Origin of the sequence: Variovorax sp. TBS-050B (genome assembly GCF_029893635.1) — a bacterium.
Classification (GTDB): Bacteria; Pseudomonadota; Gammaproteobacteria; order Burkholderiales; family Burkholderiaceae_C; genus Variovorax.
In genome coordinates this window covers 1,688,664-1,703,657 of the sequence record NZ_JARXYR010000002.1, presented here as the reverse complement: position 1 = coordinate 1,703,657, position 14,994 = coordinate 1,688,664, and the positions used below count along the sequence as shown (strand labels likewise).

At 69.7% G+C, this 14,994-nt stretch carries 15 protein-coding genes and 1 pseudogene; 10 read left to right on the top strand and 6 right to left on the bottom strand.

Features of this window, described 5'->3' with window-relative positions; translation table 11 throughout:
* Positions 1–16: 16 nt before the first annotated feature.
* A complete protein-coding gene (locus M2165_RS11135) occupies positions 17–883 on the bottom strand; it encodes a M48 family metallopeptidase (protein WP_280814697.1) in 867 nt (288 codons plus the stop codon).
* Between the two features lie 65 nt (positions 884–948).
* On the opposite strand from M2165_RS11135, the gene M2165_RS11130 reads away from it, so the two are divergent.
* The 6 genes from M2165_RS11130 to M2165_RS11105 all read left to right on the top strand — a co-directional run bounded on the left by M2165_RS11130 (position 949) and on the right by M2165_RS11105 (position 8,076).
* Positions 949–2,319 (top strand): AmpG family muropeptide MFS transporter, encoded by a 1,371-nt coding sequence (locus tag M2165_RS11130; RefSeq protein WP_280814696.1) that lies wholly within the window; start codon positions 949–951, stop codon positions 2,317–2,319.
* A gap of 99 nt (positions 2,320–2,418) precedes the next feature.
* Positions 2,419–3,621, top strand: coding sequence for a beta-ketoacyl-[acyl-carrier-protein] synthase family protein (locus M2165_RS11125; RefSeq protein WP_280814695.1), 1,203 nt, complete (start codon positions 2,419–2,421; stop codon positions 3,619–3,621).
* Positions 3,618–4,454: a beta-ketoacyl synthase chain length factor gene (locus M2165_RS11120; RefSeq protein ID WP_280814694.1), complete on the top strand. Its 837-nt coding sequence runs from the start codon at positions 3,618–3,620 to the stop codon at positions 4,452–4,454. Before M2165_RS11125 ends, M2165_RS11120 begins: the two co-directional genes overlap by 4 nt.
* A 6-nt stretch (positions 4,455–4,460) precedes the next feature.
* On the top strand, positions 4,461–6,104 hold the full coding sequence (locus M2165_RS11115; RefSeq protein WP_280814693.1) for an NAD(P)/FAD-dependent oxidoreductase: 1,644 nt from the start codon (positions 4,461–4,463) through the stop codon (positions 6,102–6,104).
* Positions 6,105–6,162: 58 nt separating this feature from the next.
* Positions 6,163–6,885, top strand: coding sequence for a response regulator transcription factor (locus tag M2165_RS11110; protein ID WP_280814692.1), 723 nt, complete (start codon positions 6,163–6,165; stop codon positions 6,883–6,885).
* Positions 6,886–6,897: 12 nt separating this feature from the next.
* Positions 6,898–8,076, top strand: a complete 1,179-nt coding sequence (locus tag M2165_RS11105) for an ATP-binding protein (protein WP_280814691.1) — start codon at positions 6,898–6,900, stop codon at positions 8,074–8,076.
* Positions 8,077–8,149: 73 nt separating this feature from the next.
* Here M2165_RS11105 and M2165_RS11100 read toward each other — a convergent pair whose 3' ends face one another.
* Positions 8,150–8,719 carry a hypothetical protein gene (locus tag M2165_RS11100; RefSeq protein WP_280814690.1) on the bottom strand — a complete coding sequence of 190 codons (570 nt, stop codon included), beginning with the start codon at positions 8,717–8,719 and terminating at the stop codon, positions 8,150–8,152.
* Here M2165_RS11100 and M2165_RS11095 point away from each other — a divergent pair.
* Positions 8,700–9,407 (top strand): O-antigen ligase family protein, encoded by a 708-nt coding sequence (locus tag M2165_RS11095; protein ID WP_280814689.1) that lies wholly within the window; start codon positions 8,700–8,702, stop codon positions 9,405–9,407. The two genes, M2165_RS11100 and M2165_RS11095, sit on opposite strands and share 20 nt — an antisense overlap.
* Here M2165_RS11095 and M2165_RS11090 read toward each other — a convergent pair.
* The 3 genes from M2165_RS11090 to M2165_RS11080 form a co-directional block, all read right to left on the bottom strand.
* On the bottom strand, positions 9,373–9,582 hold the full coding sequence (locus tag M2165_RS11090) for a zinc-finger domain-containing protein (protein ID WP_280814688.1): 210 nt from the start codon (positions 9,580–9,582) through the stop codon (positions 9,373–9,375). The genes M2165_RS11095 and M2165_RS11090 overlap by 35 nt on opposite strands.
* Positions 9,583–9,587: 5 nt before the next feature.
* Positions 9,588–10,535 (bottom strand): branched-chain amino acid transaminase, encoded by a 948-nt coding sequence (locus tag M2165_RS11085; protein ID WP_280814687.1) that lies wholly within the window; start codon positions 10,533–10,535, stop codon positions 9,588–9,590.
* A 91-nt stretch (positions 10,536–10,626) separates the two neighbouring features.
* The gene (locus M2165_RS11080) at positions 10,627–11,058 is read right to left on the bottom strand and encodes a MarR family transcriptional regulator (RefSeq protein WP_280814686.1); all 432 of its coding nucleotides are present in this window, start codon (positions 11,056–11,058) and stop codon (positions 10,627–10,629) included.
* Between the two features lie 232 nt (positions 11,059–11,290).
* Here M2165_RS11080 and M2165_RS11075 point away from each other — a divergent pair, with 232 nt between their 5' ends.
* The 3 genes and pseudogenes from M2165_RS11075 to M2165_RS11065 all read left to right on the top strand — a co-directional run bounded on the left by M2165_RS11075 (position 11,291) and on the right by M2165_RS11065 (position 14,413).
* Complete coding sequence (locus M2165_RS11075; RefSeq protein WP_280814685.1) at positions 11,291–11,785, top strand: tripartite tricarboxylate transporter TctB family protein; 495 nt, start codon at positions 11,291–11,293, stop codon at positions 11,783–11,785.
* Between the two features lie 13 nt (positions 11,786–11,798).
* Positions 11,799–13,314 (top strand): annotated as a pseudogene (locus tag M2165_RS11070) (tripartite tricarboxylate transporter permease).
* A gap of 124 nt (positions 13,315–13,438) precedes the next feature.
* Entirely contained in the window at positions 13,439–14,413 is a 975-nt protein-coding gene (locus M2165_RS11065; protein ID WP_280814684.1) for a recombination-associated protein RdgC, read from the top strand.
* Between the two features lie 144 nt (positions 14,414–14,557).
* On the opposite strand, the gene M2165_RS11060 is transcribed toward M2165_RS11065, so the two are convergent.
* Positions 14,558–14,980, bottom strand: a complete 423-nt coding sequence (locus M2165_RS11060) for a glycerate kinase (RefSeq protein WP_280814683.1) — start codon at positions 14,978–14,980, stop codon at positions 14,558–14,560.
* Positions 14,981–14,994 lie beyond the last annotated feature (14 nt).

The following is a 14,994-nucleotide window of genomic DNA, read 5'->3' as shown; positions in this document are numbered from 1 at the left end:
CTTCCACGAGGGCCGCTCAGCTGCCGCGCCGAGCGGCCCTGTACAGCCCGTCGACCTTCGGCAGATTCGCCTCGAGCTTCTGGATCCGGTCCGAGCCGCTCGGGTGCGTGGACAGGAAGCTCAGCCCGCCCTGGCTCTTCGAGGCCGCGGCCATCTTCTTCCAGAGCGAGGCCGAGGCCTTGGGGTCGTAGCCGGCGCGGGCGGCGAGTTCGAGGCCGACGAGGTCGGCCTCGGTTTCGTCGCTGCGGCTGAACTTGAGCGTGAGCAGCTGGGTGCCGGCGCGCGCGGCCAGGTCGCCCACCTGCCCCCAGCCGAGCATCTGCGAGCCGAGCGAGAGCAGCGCGCCGGTGCCCGCGCTCTTGGCGAGGCGGGCGCGCGCATGTTCGCGCAGCGCATGGGCCATCTCGTGGCCCATCACCATCGCGACCTCGTCGTCCGTGAGCTTGAGCTGGTCGAGGATGCCGGTGAAGAACGCGATCTTGCCGCCGGGCATGCAGAAGGCGTTGATCTGCTTGCTGCCGATCAGGTTGACCTCCCACTTCCAGTCGCGCGCGCGCGAGTTCCAGGGCGTGGCGAAGGGGATCAGCCGCTGGGCGATCGTGCGCAGCCGCTGCAGCTGCGCGTTGCCGTCGCCCGCGAGCGCGCCCTTGGCCCGCGCCTGCTGGAGCAGCTGGCCGTACTGCTGCACGCCGGCGGCCTCGATGCGGTCGGCCGGCACGAGGTTGCGCGCCGCCGAGGCACTGCCCACGTTGACCTGCGCCAGCGCCGGCCCCGCGAGCACGGCGCCGGCCGCGGCCAGCAGGAAGGCGCGCCGCGGCTGCCACGGCGAGGCCGGCGCGGGCGATGCCAGGGAAGGGGCGGTGAGGTCGCATCGGATGCACATGCGCGGATCATAGGAACAATCCGCCGGGAGAGGGGGCCGGAGGATGCGTGGACAATCCGGGGTCCATGTCCGCCCAGCCCGCCGAAACGCCCACCCCTCCTTCCTCCGTGCCCTGGCGCGATGCGCTGAAGGTGTACCTCGAACCCGCCACGCTGCGCATGCTGGCGCTCGGCTTCTCGGCCGGGCTGCCGCTGCTCCTGGTGCTGGGCACGCTGAGCTTCCGCCTGCGCGAGGCCGGCATCGACCGCACCACCATCGGCTACCTGAGCTGGGTGGGGCTGGCCTACGGCTTCAAGTGGGTCTGGGCGCCGCTGGTCGACCGGCTGCCGCTGCCGCCGCTGACCACGCTGCTCGGGCGCCGGCGCGGCTGGCTGCTGCTGGCGCAGGGGCTGGTGATCGCGGGGCTGATCGGCATGGCGCTCAACGATCCGCGCCAGGGGCTGGCGCCGCTGGTCTGGTGCGCGCTGCTGGTGGCCTTCGGCTCGGCCACGCAGGACATCGCGCTCGACGCCTTCCGCATCGAATCCGCCGAGACGCGCAAGCAGGCCGCGCTGGCCGCGGCCTACCAGACGGGCTACCGGCTCGCGATGATCTGGGCCGGCGCCGGCGTGCTGTGGGTCGCGGCCTGGGCCGAGGTGGCGCCGGCGGCCGCCGTCACGGGCGCGGCGGCCTACCAGAACGGCGCGTGGAAGACGGCCTACCTCGTCATGGCGGCGTCGATGGCGGTCGGGGTGCTGACGGTGCTGCTGTCGCCCGAGCCCGCCCGCCGCACGCTGCCCAGGGCCCGCAACGCGGCCGAGTGGCTGCAGAGCGTGCTGATCGAGCCGTTCGCCGATTTCATCCGCCGCTACAAGTGGCAGGCCGCGCTGATCCTCGCGCTGATCGCGGTCTACCGCATCAGCGACGTGGTGATGGGCATCATGGCCAACCCGTTCTACGTCGACATGGGCTTCACCAAGGACGAGGTGGCGACGGTCAGCAAGATCTACGGCGTGGTCATGACGCTCGCGGGCGCCTTCGTGGGCGGGGTGCTCTCGATGCGGCTGGGCGTGATGCGCGTGCTGATGCTCGGCGCGGTGCTCAGCGCCGCGAGCAACCTGCTCTTCGCCTGGCTGGCCTCGCGCGGGCACGACCTGACGGCGCTGATCGCGGTGGTGTCGGCCGACAACCTCGCGGGCGGCATCGCCTCGGCGGCCTTCATCGCCTACCTGTCGAGCCTCACGAACATCAGCTACTCGGCCACGCAGTACGCGCTCTTCAGTTCGCTGATGCTGCTGCTGCCGAAGTTCATCGCCGGCTATTCGGGCGCCTTCGTGGACGCCTACGGCTACTCGAACTTCTTTCTCGGCACCGCCCTGCTCGGCGTGCCGGTGCTGCTGCTGGTGGCGCTGGCCAGCCGCAGCACGGCCATCCGGGGCCCCGCCGCGGCGCCGTGAACCCGCCCCGGTAGGGGAAAACAGATGACGCCGGAAGCCCCGCGCAACTGGTAGGCTGTCGCTTTCCCGAATTTGTTACGCCTTCGCCATTCAAGCAACGTGCCGACCCGCATTCCTCCCCTTCAGATCAGCGCCTTCACGGCCACCTCGGCCGTCGGCGCCGGCAAGGCGCCGCTCGCCGAGGCGCTCGCGCAGTCGCGCAGCGGCCTGCGCGCCAACGATTTCGGCCCCGCGCCGCTGCCCACCTGGATCGGCCGCGTCGAAGGCCTCGAAGACATCCGCCTGCCCGAGCCGCTCGCCCACTGGGACTGCCGCAACAACCGCCTCGCCTGGCTCGGCCTGCAGGCCGACGGCTTCCTCGAGGCCGTGGCGGCCGCGCGCCAGAAGTACGGCGCGTCGCGCATTGCGCTGATCCTCGGCACCTCCACCTCCAGCATCGGCGAGACCGAGCTGGCCTACACCCAGCTCGACGCCGAGGGGCGCTTTCCCGAGGACCAGCGCCGCCCGGCGGTGCACTCGCCGCATTCGCTCGCGATGTTCGTGCAGCAGGCGCTCGGGCTCACCGGGCCGAGCGAGACCATCTCCACCGCCTGCTCGTCGAGCGCCAAGGTGTTCGCCTCGGCCGAGCGGCTGATCCGGCTCGGCCTGGCCGACGCGGCCGTGGTCGGCGGCGCCGACACGCTCTGCGGCAGCGTGCTGTTCGGCTTCAACTCGCTCGAACTGGTGTCGAGCGAACCCTGCCGCCCCTTCGATGCCGACCGCAAGGGCATCAGCCTGGGCGAGGCGGCCGGCTTCGCGCTGGTCGAGCGGGTGCAGGACGACCCGGCCGCGCCGCTGCGCCTGCTGGGCTACGGCGAGGCCAGCGATGCGCACCACATGTCGACCCCGCATCCCGAAGGCCTGGGCGCCGAGCGCGCGCTCGACGACGCGCTCGCGCGCGCGGGTCTCGCGCCCGAGGCGATCGACTACATCAACATGCACGGCACCGCGAGCCAGAAGAACGACGAGGTCGAGGGCGCGCTGATCGCGCGCCGCTTCCCGGCGCGCACCCACGCCAGCTCGACCAAGGGCTTCATGGGCCACACGCTGGGCGCGGCGGGCATCGTCGAATCGGTGATCAGCCTGCTCGCGATCGAGCGCGGCCTGATGCCCGGCACCGTCAACACCACCACGCTCGGCGAAGGCTTCGGCCCGCAGATCCGGCTCGAACCGGCGCAGGGCGAGGTGCGGTACGCACTCACCAATTCCTTCGGCTTCGGCGGCAACAACTGCTCGCTCGTCTTCGGCAGGGCCAGCGCATGACGACGGCCCGCCCCACGCCCCCGACCCTGTACCTCGAAGGCCCGGCCTTCTGGACCCCCACGCTGCCCGGCTGGGACGCCGCGCGCGCGGCCTTCCGCGGCGAAGGCGCGCTCGCCGATCCGCCGGCGAAGCGCCCCGCGCCGCAAGTGCTGGCCCCGGCCGAGCGCCGCCGCGCGCCCGACACCGTGGCGCTCGCGCTCGAGGTGGCGGCCGCGGCCATGGCCGGCGCGGGCCGCAACGCGGCCGACCTGCCCTGCGTGTTCGTCTCGGCGCATGGCGACCTGTCGATCAACGACTACATGTGCAGCACGCTCGCGAGCGATCCGACCGTGCTGTCGCCCACGCGCTTCCACAACTCGGTGCACAACGCCGCCGTGGGCTACTGGACCATCGGCACCGGCTGCATGGCCGCGAGCAACTCGGTCTCGGCCTACGACCACAGCTTTGCCGCCGGCCTGCTCGAAGCCGCGGTGCAGAGCGCGGCCGACGGCGCGCCGGTGCTGCTGGTGGGCTACGACACGCCCACCGTCGGCGCGCTGACCTCGGTCACCGACAGCCGCGGCCTGCTGGCCGTGGCGCTGGTGATCGCCCCCGAGCGCACCGAACGCAGCGTGGCGCGCTTCGACTGGTCGCTCGAAAGCGGCGACGGAAGCTTCCCGGCGCCGCGGTCCGAGGCCGCGAAGACGCTGGCGCAGATCAATCCGATGGCCCATGCGCTCGGGCTGTTCGAGACGCTGGCGCGCCTGCCGGACGACGATCCGCCGCCGCGCATCGACCTGCCGCTGTCGTCGGCGCTGTCACTGCGGCTCTCGCTGCAGCCGATCCGGGACTGAGGCGCCATGAGCACTGCGCATGCAACTTGCGACGCAGTGATCATGGGTGGCGGGCTCGCGGGCCTGACGCTGGCGCTGCAGCTCAGGCAGCGCTTTCCGGACCTGGACGTGCGGGTGCTCGAACGGCGCCGCCATCCGGTGCCCGAGGCGGCGCACAAGGTGGGCGAATCGTCGGTCGAGATCGGCGCGCACTACTTCGACACGGTGCTCGGCCTCAAGCCCCACATGGACGGCGCGCAGCTGCGCAAGTTCGGCTTCCGCTTCTTCTTCAGCGAGGGGCGGCGCGACATCGACCGGGTCACCGAGATCGGCGCGAGCCGCTACCTCTCGGTGCCGAGCTACCAGATCGACCGCGGCATCTTCGAGAACTACCTGGCCGAAGAGGCCGTGCGCCGCGGCGTGCGCTTCGACGACGGCGCGCTGGTGCGCCGCATCGAACTGGCGCCGGACGACCGCTCGCCGCACCGCATCGAATGGACGCGCGGCGACACGACGCATGCAGTCGAGGCGCGCTGGCTCGTCGACGCCTGCGGCCGCGCCGGCATGCTCAAGCGCAAGCTGGGGCTGGCCGAGGCCAACGCCCACGACGTCAATGCCGTGTGGTTCCGCATCGCCGAGCGCATCGCCATCGACGAATGGAGCGACGACCCGGCCTGGCGCGGACGCTGCGACCCGCAGGCGCGCTGGCTCTCGACCAACCACCTCGTGGGCGCGGGCTACTGGGCCTGGCTGATTCCGCTCGCCTCGGGCTCGCACTCGGTGGGCATCGTGGCGGATCCGAAGCTGCATCCGCTCGACACCATCGACACCTTCGAGAAGGCGATGCAGTGGTTCGCCACCTACCAGCCGCGCCTGTACGACGCGCTCGACGGCAAGCGGCATCTGCTGCAGGACTTCGCCTTCCTCAAGCACTTCTCGCACGGCTGCAGGCAGGTGTTCTCGGGCCGGCGCTGGGCGCTCACCGGCGAGGCGGGGCTGTTCCTCGACCCCTTCTATTCGCCCGGCAGCGACTTCATCGCGATGAGCAACACCTACATCACCGACCTGGTCGCGCACGACCGCGCGGGCCGCTCGGTGGAGGCGCGGGCGCAGCTCTACGACCAGATCTACCATTCGTTCTACGAGAGCACGCTCGCGCTCTACCAGGACCAGTACCCGCTGTTCGGCGACCCCGAAGTGCTGCCGGTGAAGGTGATCTGGGACTACGCCTACTACTGGGGCGTGCTGTCGCAGATCTTCTTCCAGCAGCGGCTCACCGACCTGATGCTGCTCGGCAGCCTCAAGGAGGAGCTGCAGCACTGCCAGCGGCTGAACGTCGCGGTGCAGCAGCTGCTGCGCGCCTGGTCGGCCGCGAGCGCGAAGCGCAACGTGGCCGTGATGCTCGACCAGGCCGCAATGCCCTGGTTCGCCGAACTCAACAGGAGCCTCAAGGACCCGCGGCTCGACGACGCGGCGTTCAAGGCACGCATCCGCACCTCGACCGCGCAGCTGCGCCAGCTGGCGCAGGAGATCCTCGACCGCGCGCGCGCCGATGGCGCCGACCTTGCGGACTGCGCGGTGCCGGCGATGCTCGCGCAACGCATGGGCACGCCTTCCACCGCGCTGCCCGCAGGCGCTATGCTTTTCGCGCCCGCTCCGTTGACAGACTGAAGCGCGGTTTACCCAACTTTACGGAGCGTTCAAGCCCCGTTGCCTCCCGTGGACGACCATGAAGCGCATGAGCACCCCCCATCTCCTGATGATCGAAGACGACGCCCGCCTCGCGCAGATGGTGAGCGAGTACCTGACGCAGTCGGGCTTCCTCGTCACCCATGCCGGCGACGGCGCGAAAGGCCTCGAGCAATTGCAGCAGCAAGTGCCCGACCTCGTGATCCTCGACCTGATGCTGCCCGACACCGACGGCCTCGAGATCTGCCGCCGCATCCGTTCGCTGCCGCCGCCGGCGTCGAAGGTGTCGGTGCTGATGCTCACGGCCAAGGGCGATCCGATGGACCGCATCATCGGCCTGGAGATCGGCGCCGACGACTACCTGCCCAAACCCTTCGAGCCGCGCGAACTGCTCGCGCGCATCCGCGCGGTGCTGCGCCGGCGCAGCGAGAACGCCACCGACACCGAGGCCAGCTCGGTGATGCGCTTCGGCACGCTCGAGATCGACCGCAACGCGCGCACCGTCTCGGTGGCCGGCGCGGTGGCCGACCTGACTTCCTACCAGTTCGACCTGCTGGTCGCGATGGCCGAGCGCGCGGGCCGGGTGCTCACGCGCGACCAGATCATGGAAGCCGTGCGCGGCCGCGAGCTCGAGGCCTTCGACCGCTCGATCGACGTGCACATGGGCCGCATCCGCGCGGCCATCGAGGTGGACGCGAAGAACCCCAAGCGCATCCTCACGGTGCGCGGCGTCGGCTACGTCTTCGCCAAGCAGCAGGACTAGGGCCGCCCCGCGATGCTGCGCAACCTCTACTCGCGCCACCTCTACGTCCGGATCTGGCTCGCGGTGGTGGCCGGCGTCGTCATCCTGACGCTGATGGCCAACTGGATCGTGCGCGAGGCGGCGCAGGCCGAGCGCGAGCGGCTCGCGCCGGTGCCGCGCAACGTGGTGGTGCTCGACGAGAACGACCGGACCATCGGCACCGGCAAGGCGCTGCGCGTGCCGGGCCAGGGGCTGGAATTCGACGTGACGCTGAGCGACGGCAAGGCGATCACGCTGCGCGTGGCGCCGCGCGACCGGCGCCCGGGCGAGTTCTCGCCCTGGCGCACGCCGTTCGGACTGGGCTGGATGATCGCGCTCGTCGGCATCGCCGTGGCGCTGGGCGTCTATCCGATCGTGCGCCGGCTCACGCAGCGGCTGGAGGCGCTGCAGCGCGGCGTGAAGCAGTGGGGAGAGGGCGATCTGTCGGTGCGCATCACCGAGGAAGGGCAGGACGAAGTGGCGGATCTCTCCAAGCGTTTCAATGCATCGGCCGAACGCATCGAACAGCTGGTGCGCTCCCACAAGTCGCTGCTCGCGAATGCCTCGCACGAGCTGCGCTCGCCGCTCACGCGCATCCGCATGGGCCTGGAGCTCATGGGCGAGCGCCCGAGCCCCGCGGCGCGCGAGGAGATCTCGCGCAACATCGGCGAGCTCGACCAGCTGATCGACGAGATCCTGCTCGCGAGCCGGCTCGATGCGCGCGAGGCCGACATGGGCACCATCGAGGCCGTCGACCTGACCGGGCTCGCGGCCGAGGAATGCTCGCGCGTGGACGCCGAGCTCGACCTGGTGGAAGGCACCGACAACGCCAAGCTCACCGTGCCCGGCGTGCCGCGGCTGCTGCGCCGCGCGGTGCGCAACCTGCTCGAGAACGCGCGCCGCTACGGCGCGGGCGAGATCTCGGTGGAGCTCGGCAGCGCCGACGGCTTTGCCACGGTGCGCGTGAACGACCGCGGGCCCGGCGTGCCCGCCGCGCTGCGCGAACGCATCTTCGAGCCCTTCTACCGGCTGCCGGGCGCGAGCGAGCGCAACGGCGGCGTGGGCCTCGGGCTGGCGCTGGTGAAATCGATCACCGAACGCCACGGCGGCAGCGTGCACTGCGAGGACCGCTCGGGCGGCGGCGCGAGCTTCGTGATCCGGCTGCCGCGCTGAGGGCTGCGGCGGCGTTGCCGCCGGTCAGGTTCTCGCGCCGGGGCCGCCTCTAGAATTCCGCCCCATGTTCCGTTCAAGACTCGGGCGCCATGCGGCCGCCTTCTGGGGCTTCGTGGTCTACATGCCGGTCGGCGTGAACTACGCGGCCTTCCTGCTCCTCATGCTCGCGATGGCCGTCGGCGGCAACTGGCGCGAGCGCGCCGCGCGCGTGCGGGCCCATCCGCTGTGGTGGCCGATCATGGCCTACGTGGGCTGGACCTTCGTGGTGCTGGCCGTGTCGCCGCATTTCAAGGAAACCGGCACCGAGCTGTTCCACGGCCTGCGCATCGCGCTCACGATGCTGCTGGCGCTCGCGCTCACGCGCGACGAATGCGTGTGGGCGCTGCGCGCCTTCCTGCTCGCCTCGGTGCTCGGCCTGGTGCTGATCGCGCTCTTCCACACCGTCGGCCTGCCCGACCTGCAGATCTGGCGCGCCGTGACCGTCATGCAGGGCAACAAGTCGATCAACGACGCGCTGCTGTTCGCGACCATCGGCGCCGCGGCCGCGGTGCTGGGCCTCGCGCACCTCGGCGATGCGCGGCGCTGGCAACTGGGCCGGGCCGGCCTTCGGCGTGGCGGCGGTGATGGCGATCGTGGTGAGCATCGCGCTGCCCTCGCGCACCTCGCTGGTGGCGATGCTGGGCTGCGTGTTCGCGGCCTGCTTCCACCAGTGGCGCAGCCATCCGCGCGGGCTGCTGGCGGGGCTCGCGCTGGCGACGGCGATCGCCGCGCTCGGCGCATGGCAGCTGCCGGCCTCGATCAAGAGCAAGTTCGAACTCGGCGTGCAGGAACTGGAGCAGGCGCAGGCCGGCGTGGCCTCCGAGGCGAGCTGGATCTCACGCTACTACATGTACCGCGAGACCGGCCGCATGATGCTCGACGCGCCCATCGCGGGCCAGGGCATCGGCGCCTGGACCAGCGAGTGGAAGCGGCGCGCGCCGAAGGTGATCGACTACAAGAACATGCCGCACAACGACTACCTGTGGATGGGCTCGCAGGCCGGCATCCCGGGCTTCCTGGCGCTGCTCGCGATCATGCTGGGCGGCGTCTGGGTGTGCTGGCGGCGCGCCGACCTGACGGGGCGCATCGGCTTCGTGGCGATGCTCACGATGCTGGTCGCGGCGAGCCTGAACTCGGCCATGCGCGATGCGCAGATCGGCCTGTCGCTGCTGTTCGTGACCTTCCTGTTCCTGCGCATGGTGCAGGAAAGCGGCAGCCCGTGGCGTTCGGTGCTGCCGCCGCGCCTGGGCGGCGCCTTCAGTGGTGGCCGGCCACCTGCTCACCCGCTTTGAGGCGGTAGACGGTGCCGCAATAGGGGCACTTGGCTTCGCCGGTGCGCGCCACGTCGAGGTAGACCTTCGGGTGGCTGTTCCAGAGCTTCATGTCGGCCTTGGGACTGGGGCAGAACACGCCGCCCTGATGGTTGAGCTCCTTCGCGAGGAGTTCGACGACTGCTTGGGTGGGCATGGGTTTCAGACCTTCGTGAGCCAGTGGGCGTACTTGGGATTCTTGCCGTTCACGATGTCGAAGAAGGCCGCCTGGATCTTCTCGGTGACCGGGCCGCGCGAGCCGCCGTCGCCGCGGTTGCCGATCTCGATGCGGTCGAGCTCGCGGATCGGCGTGACCTCGGCCGCGGTGCCGGTGAAGAAGGCTTCGTCGGCGATGTAGACCTCGTCGCGCGTGATGCGCTTCTGCACCAGCTCGATGCCGAGATCCTTGCAGACGTGCAGGATGGTGTTGCGCGTGATGCCGTTGAGCGCGCCGGCCGACAGGTCGGGCGTGTAGACCACGCCGTTCTTGACCACGAAGATGTTCTCGCCCGCGCCCTCGGAGACGAAGCCGCTCGCGTCGAGCAGCAGCGCCTCGTCGTAGCCGTCGTCGAGCGCCTCCATGTTGGCGAGGATCGAGTTGGTGTAGTTGCTGACCGACTTGGCCTGCGTCATCGTGATGTTGACGTGGTGGCGCGTGTAGCTCGAGGTCTTCACGCGGATGCCGCGCTTCAGGCCTTCCTCGCCGAGGTAGGCACCCCAGGACCAGGCCGCGACCATCGCGTGGATGCGGTTGCCCTTGGGGCTCACGCCGAGCTTCTCGGAGCCGATCCAGATCAACGGGCGCAGGTAGCAGCTCTCGAGCTTGTTCTCGCGCACCACCTGCTTCTGGGCCTCGTTCAGCTCTTCGGGCGTGAACGGGATCTTCATGCGCAGGATCTTGGCGCTGTTGAACAGGCGCTCGGTGTGCTCGGCCAGGCGGAAGATCGCCGTGCCTTCGGGCGTCTTGTAGGCGCGCACGCCTTCGAAGGCGCCGCAGCCGTAGTGCAGCGTGTGGCTCAGCACGTGGATCTTGGCGTCGCGCCAGTCCACGAGTTCGCCGTCCATCCAGATCTTGCCGTCACGGTCGTCCAGAGAGGGAAGCGCGCTCATGTGTGGTCCTTGGGGAAAGAGGAAAGCAAAGCGCGGATTTTAGCGGGCCGGGCATCTCCCGTGGCGCGGCCCGAAGTGCCCGCGGGGCGGCTCAGTGCGCCTCGATGCTGCCCTGGATGGCGTGCGCGAGGCGCACCGCCTCCGCGAGTTCGGACAGCTCGGTCAGATGGCGCTCGGCGAGCTTCGCGAGCACCTTGCGGCCCTTGGGCAGCAGGTGCACCTCGACCTGGCGCCGGTCGACGGTGCTCGGCTGGCGGCGCACCAGCCCCGCCTCCTCGCAACGCGAGACCAGCGCCACCGCGCCGTGCGGCTGGGCCTGCAGCCGCTCGGCCAGTTCGCTCACCGACGCCCACTGGCGCCCGGGGAAGCCCTGGGTGTGCAGCAGCAGCTGGTACTGCAGCGCCGTCACGCCCGCTTCGCGCGCGGCGTCCTCGCTGAAGCGCAGGAAGCTGCGCAGCCGGTAACGGAATTCGGAGAGCGCCTCGAGGCGCCGCTTGGAAGCGCTATCCAGGGAATTGGACATGGTGTGCGTTGTGGTGGCCCGGCAGCGAATGTAGCAAGGCAGGCCGGCCGGACCACGCGCCGTCCCAGGGAAATCGATAGGTTCATGTGCCGGATGTTTACATCACAACATGATATAAATCTTCGCACCAGGGCCGCGGCTTCCCCGCCCGGCCGTTCCCCCAACCGATCGCGCCGCCCTTCTCGCGGCCGGCGCCGCCCGGTTCTCACCCTCTCCGAAAGTGCACCCCACCATGAAGATCAGGAGTCAGAAGGACTTTTTCTCCGGACTGATGTTCGCCGCCACCGGCGCGGCCTTCGCCGTCGGCGCCTTCAACTACAACATCGGCACCGGCGCCCGCATGGGTCCGGGCTACTTCCCGCTGATGCTCGGCATCCTGCTGGCCGTGATGGGCCTGGGGGTGCTGGCGAGTTCGCTTTCGCTGCGCGGCGACGAGGGCGACAGCAACCCGGTCGGTGCGATCGCGTGGAAACAGCTCGGCTTCATCATCGGCGCCAACCTGTTGTTCGGCGTGCTGCTCGGCGGCATGCCGAGCATGGACGTACCTGCGCTCGGCCTGGTGCTCGCGATCTATGCGCTCGTGATCGTCGCCAGCATGGCCGGCACGCAGTTCAGGTTCAAGGGCTCGCTCGTGCTCGCCACCGTGCTGGCCATCGGCAGCTATCTCGTCTTCATCCTCGGCCTGAGCCTGCAGTTCCAGGTCTGGCCCAGCTTCATCGCCGGTTGAGAGGACACGACACATGGAACTGCTCGAACACCTCTCGCTGGGTTTCGGCGCCGCCTTCACGCTGCAGAACCTGCTCTATGCCTTCTTCGGCTGCCTGCTCGGCACGCTGATCGGCGTGCTGCCCGGCATCGGCCCGGTGACCACCGTGGCGCTGCTGCTGCCGGCGACCTATGCGCTGCCGCCCGTGGCGGCGCTGATCATGCTCGCGGGCATCTACTACGGCTCGCAGTACGGCGGCTCGACCACCGCGATCCTGGTCAACCTGCCGGGCGAGTCGTCCTCCGTGGTGACGGTGATCGACGGCCACCAGATGGCCAAGCAGGGGCGGGGCGGCGCCGCGCTCGCGGCGGCGGGCCTCGGCTCCTTCTTCGCGGGCTGCGTGGGCACGCTGGTGCTTGCGGCCTTCGCGCCCGCGCTGACCGAACTGGCCTTCAAGTTCGGTCCCGCCGAGTACTTCGCGCTCATGGTGCTGGGCCTGATCGGCGCGGTGGTGCTGGCCTCCGGCTCGCTGCTGAAGGCGATCTGCATGATCGTGCTGGGCCTCTTGATCGGCCTCATCGGCACCGACGTCAACTCGGGCGTGGCGCGCTATTCCTTCGACATTCCCGAACTCACCGACGGCGTGAGCTTCATCGCGGTGGCGATGGGCGTGTTCGGCTACGGCGAGATCATCGCCAACCTCGCCAAGCCCGAGGAGCAGCGCGAGGTGTTCACGGCCAAGGTGTCGAGCCTGTTCCCGACGCGCGAGGACTTCCGCCACATGATCCCCGCGGTGCTGCGCGGCACCGCGCTGGGCTGCGCGCTCGGCATCCTGCCGGGCGGCGGCTCGCTGCTGTCGGCCTTCGCCTCGTACACGCTCGAGAAGAAGATGCGCCTCGGCAAAGAACGAGATTCCCTTCGGCCAGGGCAACATCCGCGGCGTGGCGGGCCCCGAGTCGGCCAACAACGCGGGCGCGCAGGCCTCGTTCATTCCGCTGCTCACGCTCGGCATCCCGGGCAATGCGGTGATGGCGCTGATGGTGGGCGCGATGACGATCCACAACATCCAGCCCGGTCCGCAGGTGATGACCAGCGACCCCGAGCTGTTCTGGGGCCTGATCGCCTCGATGTGGATCGGCAACGCGATGCTGGTGGTCCTGAACCTGCCGCTGATCGGCATCTGGGTCAAGCTGCTGACCATTCCGTACCGCTGGCTGTTCCCGGCGATCGTGCTGTTCTGCGCGATCGGCGTGTACTCGACCAACAACAACACCTTCGACGTCTGGATGGTGGGCCTGTTCGGCATCGTCGGCTATGCCTTCCACAAGCTCGAATGCGAGCCCGCGCCGCTGCTGCTGGGCCTGATCCTCGGGCCGATGATGGAAGAGAACCTGCGCCGCGCGCTGCTGCTGTCGCGCGGCGACTGGAGCGTGCTGGTCACGCGGCCGATCTCGGCGAGCCTGCTGGTCGCGGCCGCGGTGCTGCTGGCGGTGGTGCTCATGCCGGCGGTGCGCAGCAAGCGCGAAGAAGCCTTCGTCGAGGAAGGCTAGCACGCCGTCTTCGCACGCGCTTTTTTCCCCAAGGGCCGGCAGGCCCTTTTTTCATGGCCGGCCGCGCGCCCTGTGACAATGGCGGGCTTCGGCGTCTGCCGCAGAGTGCAACAAAAGGGTTTCCGTGTCCGTATTCAAGAACGTCATCGTCTATCGCATCGAACCCGCCTGGTCGCAAACGCTGGCCGAGGCGGAAGAAGGTCTGGGCAAGCAGCGCTTCGAGCCCTGCGGCCCTTCGCAGGAAAAGTCCGCCGGCTGGATCGAGCCGCGCGGCGAGGCCAACGGGCCGCTGGTCGAGTCCATCGACGGCCAATGGCTGGTCGAGTACATGATCGAAAGCAAGGCCGTGCCCGGCTCGGTGGTGCGCCGCAAGCTCGAGGAGCGCTGCGCGCAGATCGAGACCGCCACGGGCCGCAAGCCCGGCAAGAAGGAGAAGAAGGAGCTCAAGGAGGACATCACCCTCGAGCTGCTGCCGATGGCCTTCACGCGCAGCGCGCGCGTGGCCGTGTGGATCGACCAGGCCGAGCGCCGCCTCGTGATCAACAGCGCCAATGCCGCGCGCGCCGACGAGGTGGTCACCAGCCTGGTGAAGGCGCTCGACGGCTTCGCCGTGACGCCGATCAACACGCAGGTCGAGCCGGCCGCGGCCATGGCCAACTGGCTGCTCACGCAGGAGCCGCCGGCCGGCTTCACCATCGACCGCGAGTGCGAGCTCAAGGCCTCGGACGATTCCAAGGCCGTGGTGCGCTATGCCAAGCATCCGCTCGACATCGACGAGGTCAAGCAGCACATCAGCGACGGCAAGCGGCCCACGCGGCTCGCGCTGACCTGGGACGACCGGGTCTCGTTCGAGCTCACGCACGGCATGCTGATCCGCAAGATCGTGTTCCTCGAGGGCACGGGCGACGGGGCCGCGGGCGGCAAGAAGGAAGACAACTTCGACGCCGACGTGGCGATCGCCACGGGCGAACTCGGCCAGCTGGTGCCGGCGCTGCTCGATGCGCTCGGCGGCGAGGCGGCGTTCGGCGCGGCGCCGGTGGAAACCGGCGCGAAGCCGGAGACGGAGACTGCGGCTGAAGAGGCGGACGCGCCTTTCTGAAATCGGACAGCCGGACGCAGAGGACCCGAAGGTTCCGCGAAGGGCGCGAAAGGAAAAACCTGAAAGATCAGGTCTTTTCTTCTTCTGCGACTTCTGCGCTTCTTTTGTCTTCCTTCTGCGTTCGGCTGTCCGCTCCCGCTCCCGCTACGGCTGCTCGCCGTCCGCGGTCGCTTCGGGGCGCGTCAGCGTCCAGCTCTGCAGCTTGCCGCCGTTGAACACGGCATCGACGTACGAGCCGCCGGCATCGGTCCAGCGGTAGAGCTCGGGCTGCTCGTCCTGCGGCGAGCGCAGTTCGCCGAGGGCGCGCGTCATCGCGATCACGTGCATCAGCGTCACGCCCTGCTTGAGCTTGGCGTTGAGCATCACCGCGCTCGCCACATGGCCGATCGGGCGGTCGCCCGCGCGCTTGAGCACCTGCATCATGCGGTTGAAGTGCATCAGCAGGAACATCACGATCACGCCGCCCGCGAAGGCGACGCCGCCCCAGCCGTGGCTGCGCCAGGCCAGCGCGAGAAGCACGATGGCGCCCACCGGCACCAGCAATTTCTGGAAATTCATGCCCCGCATTGTCGCTGCCCGCG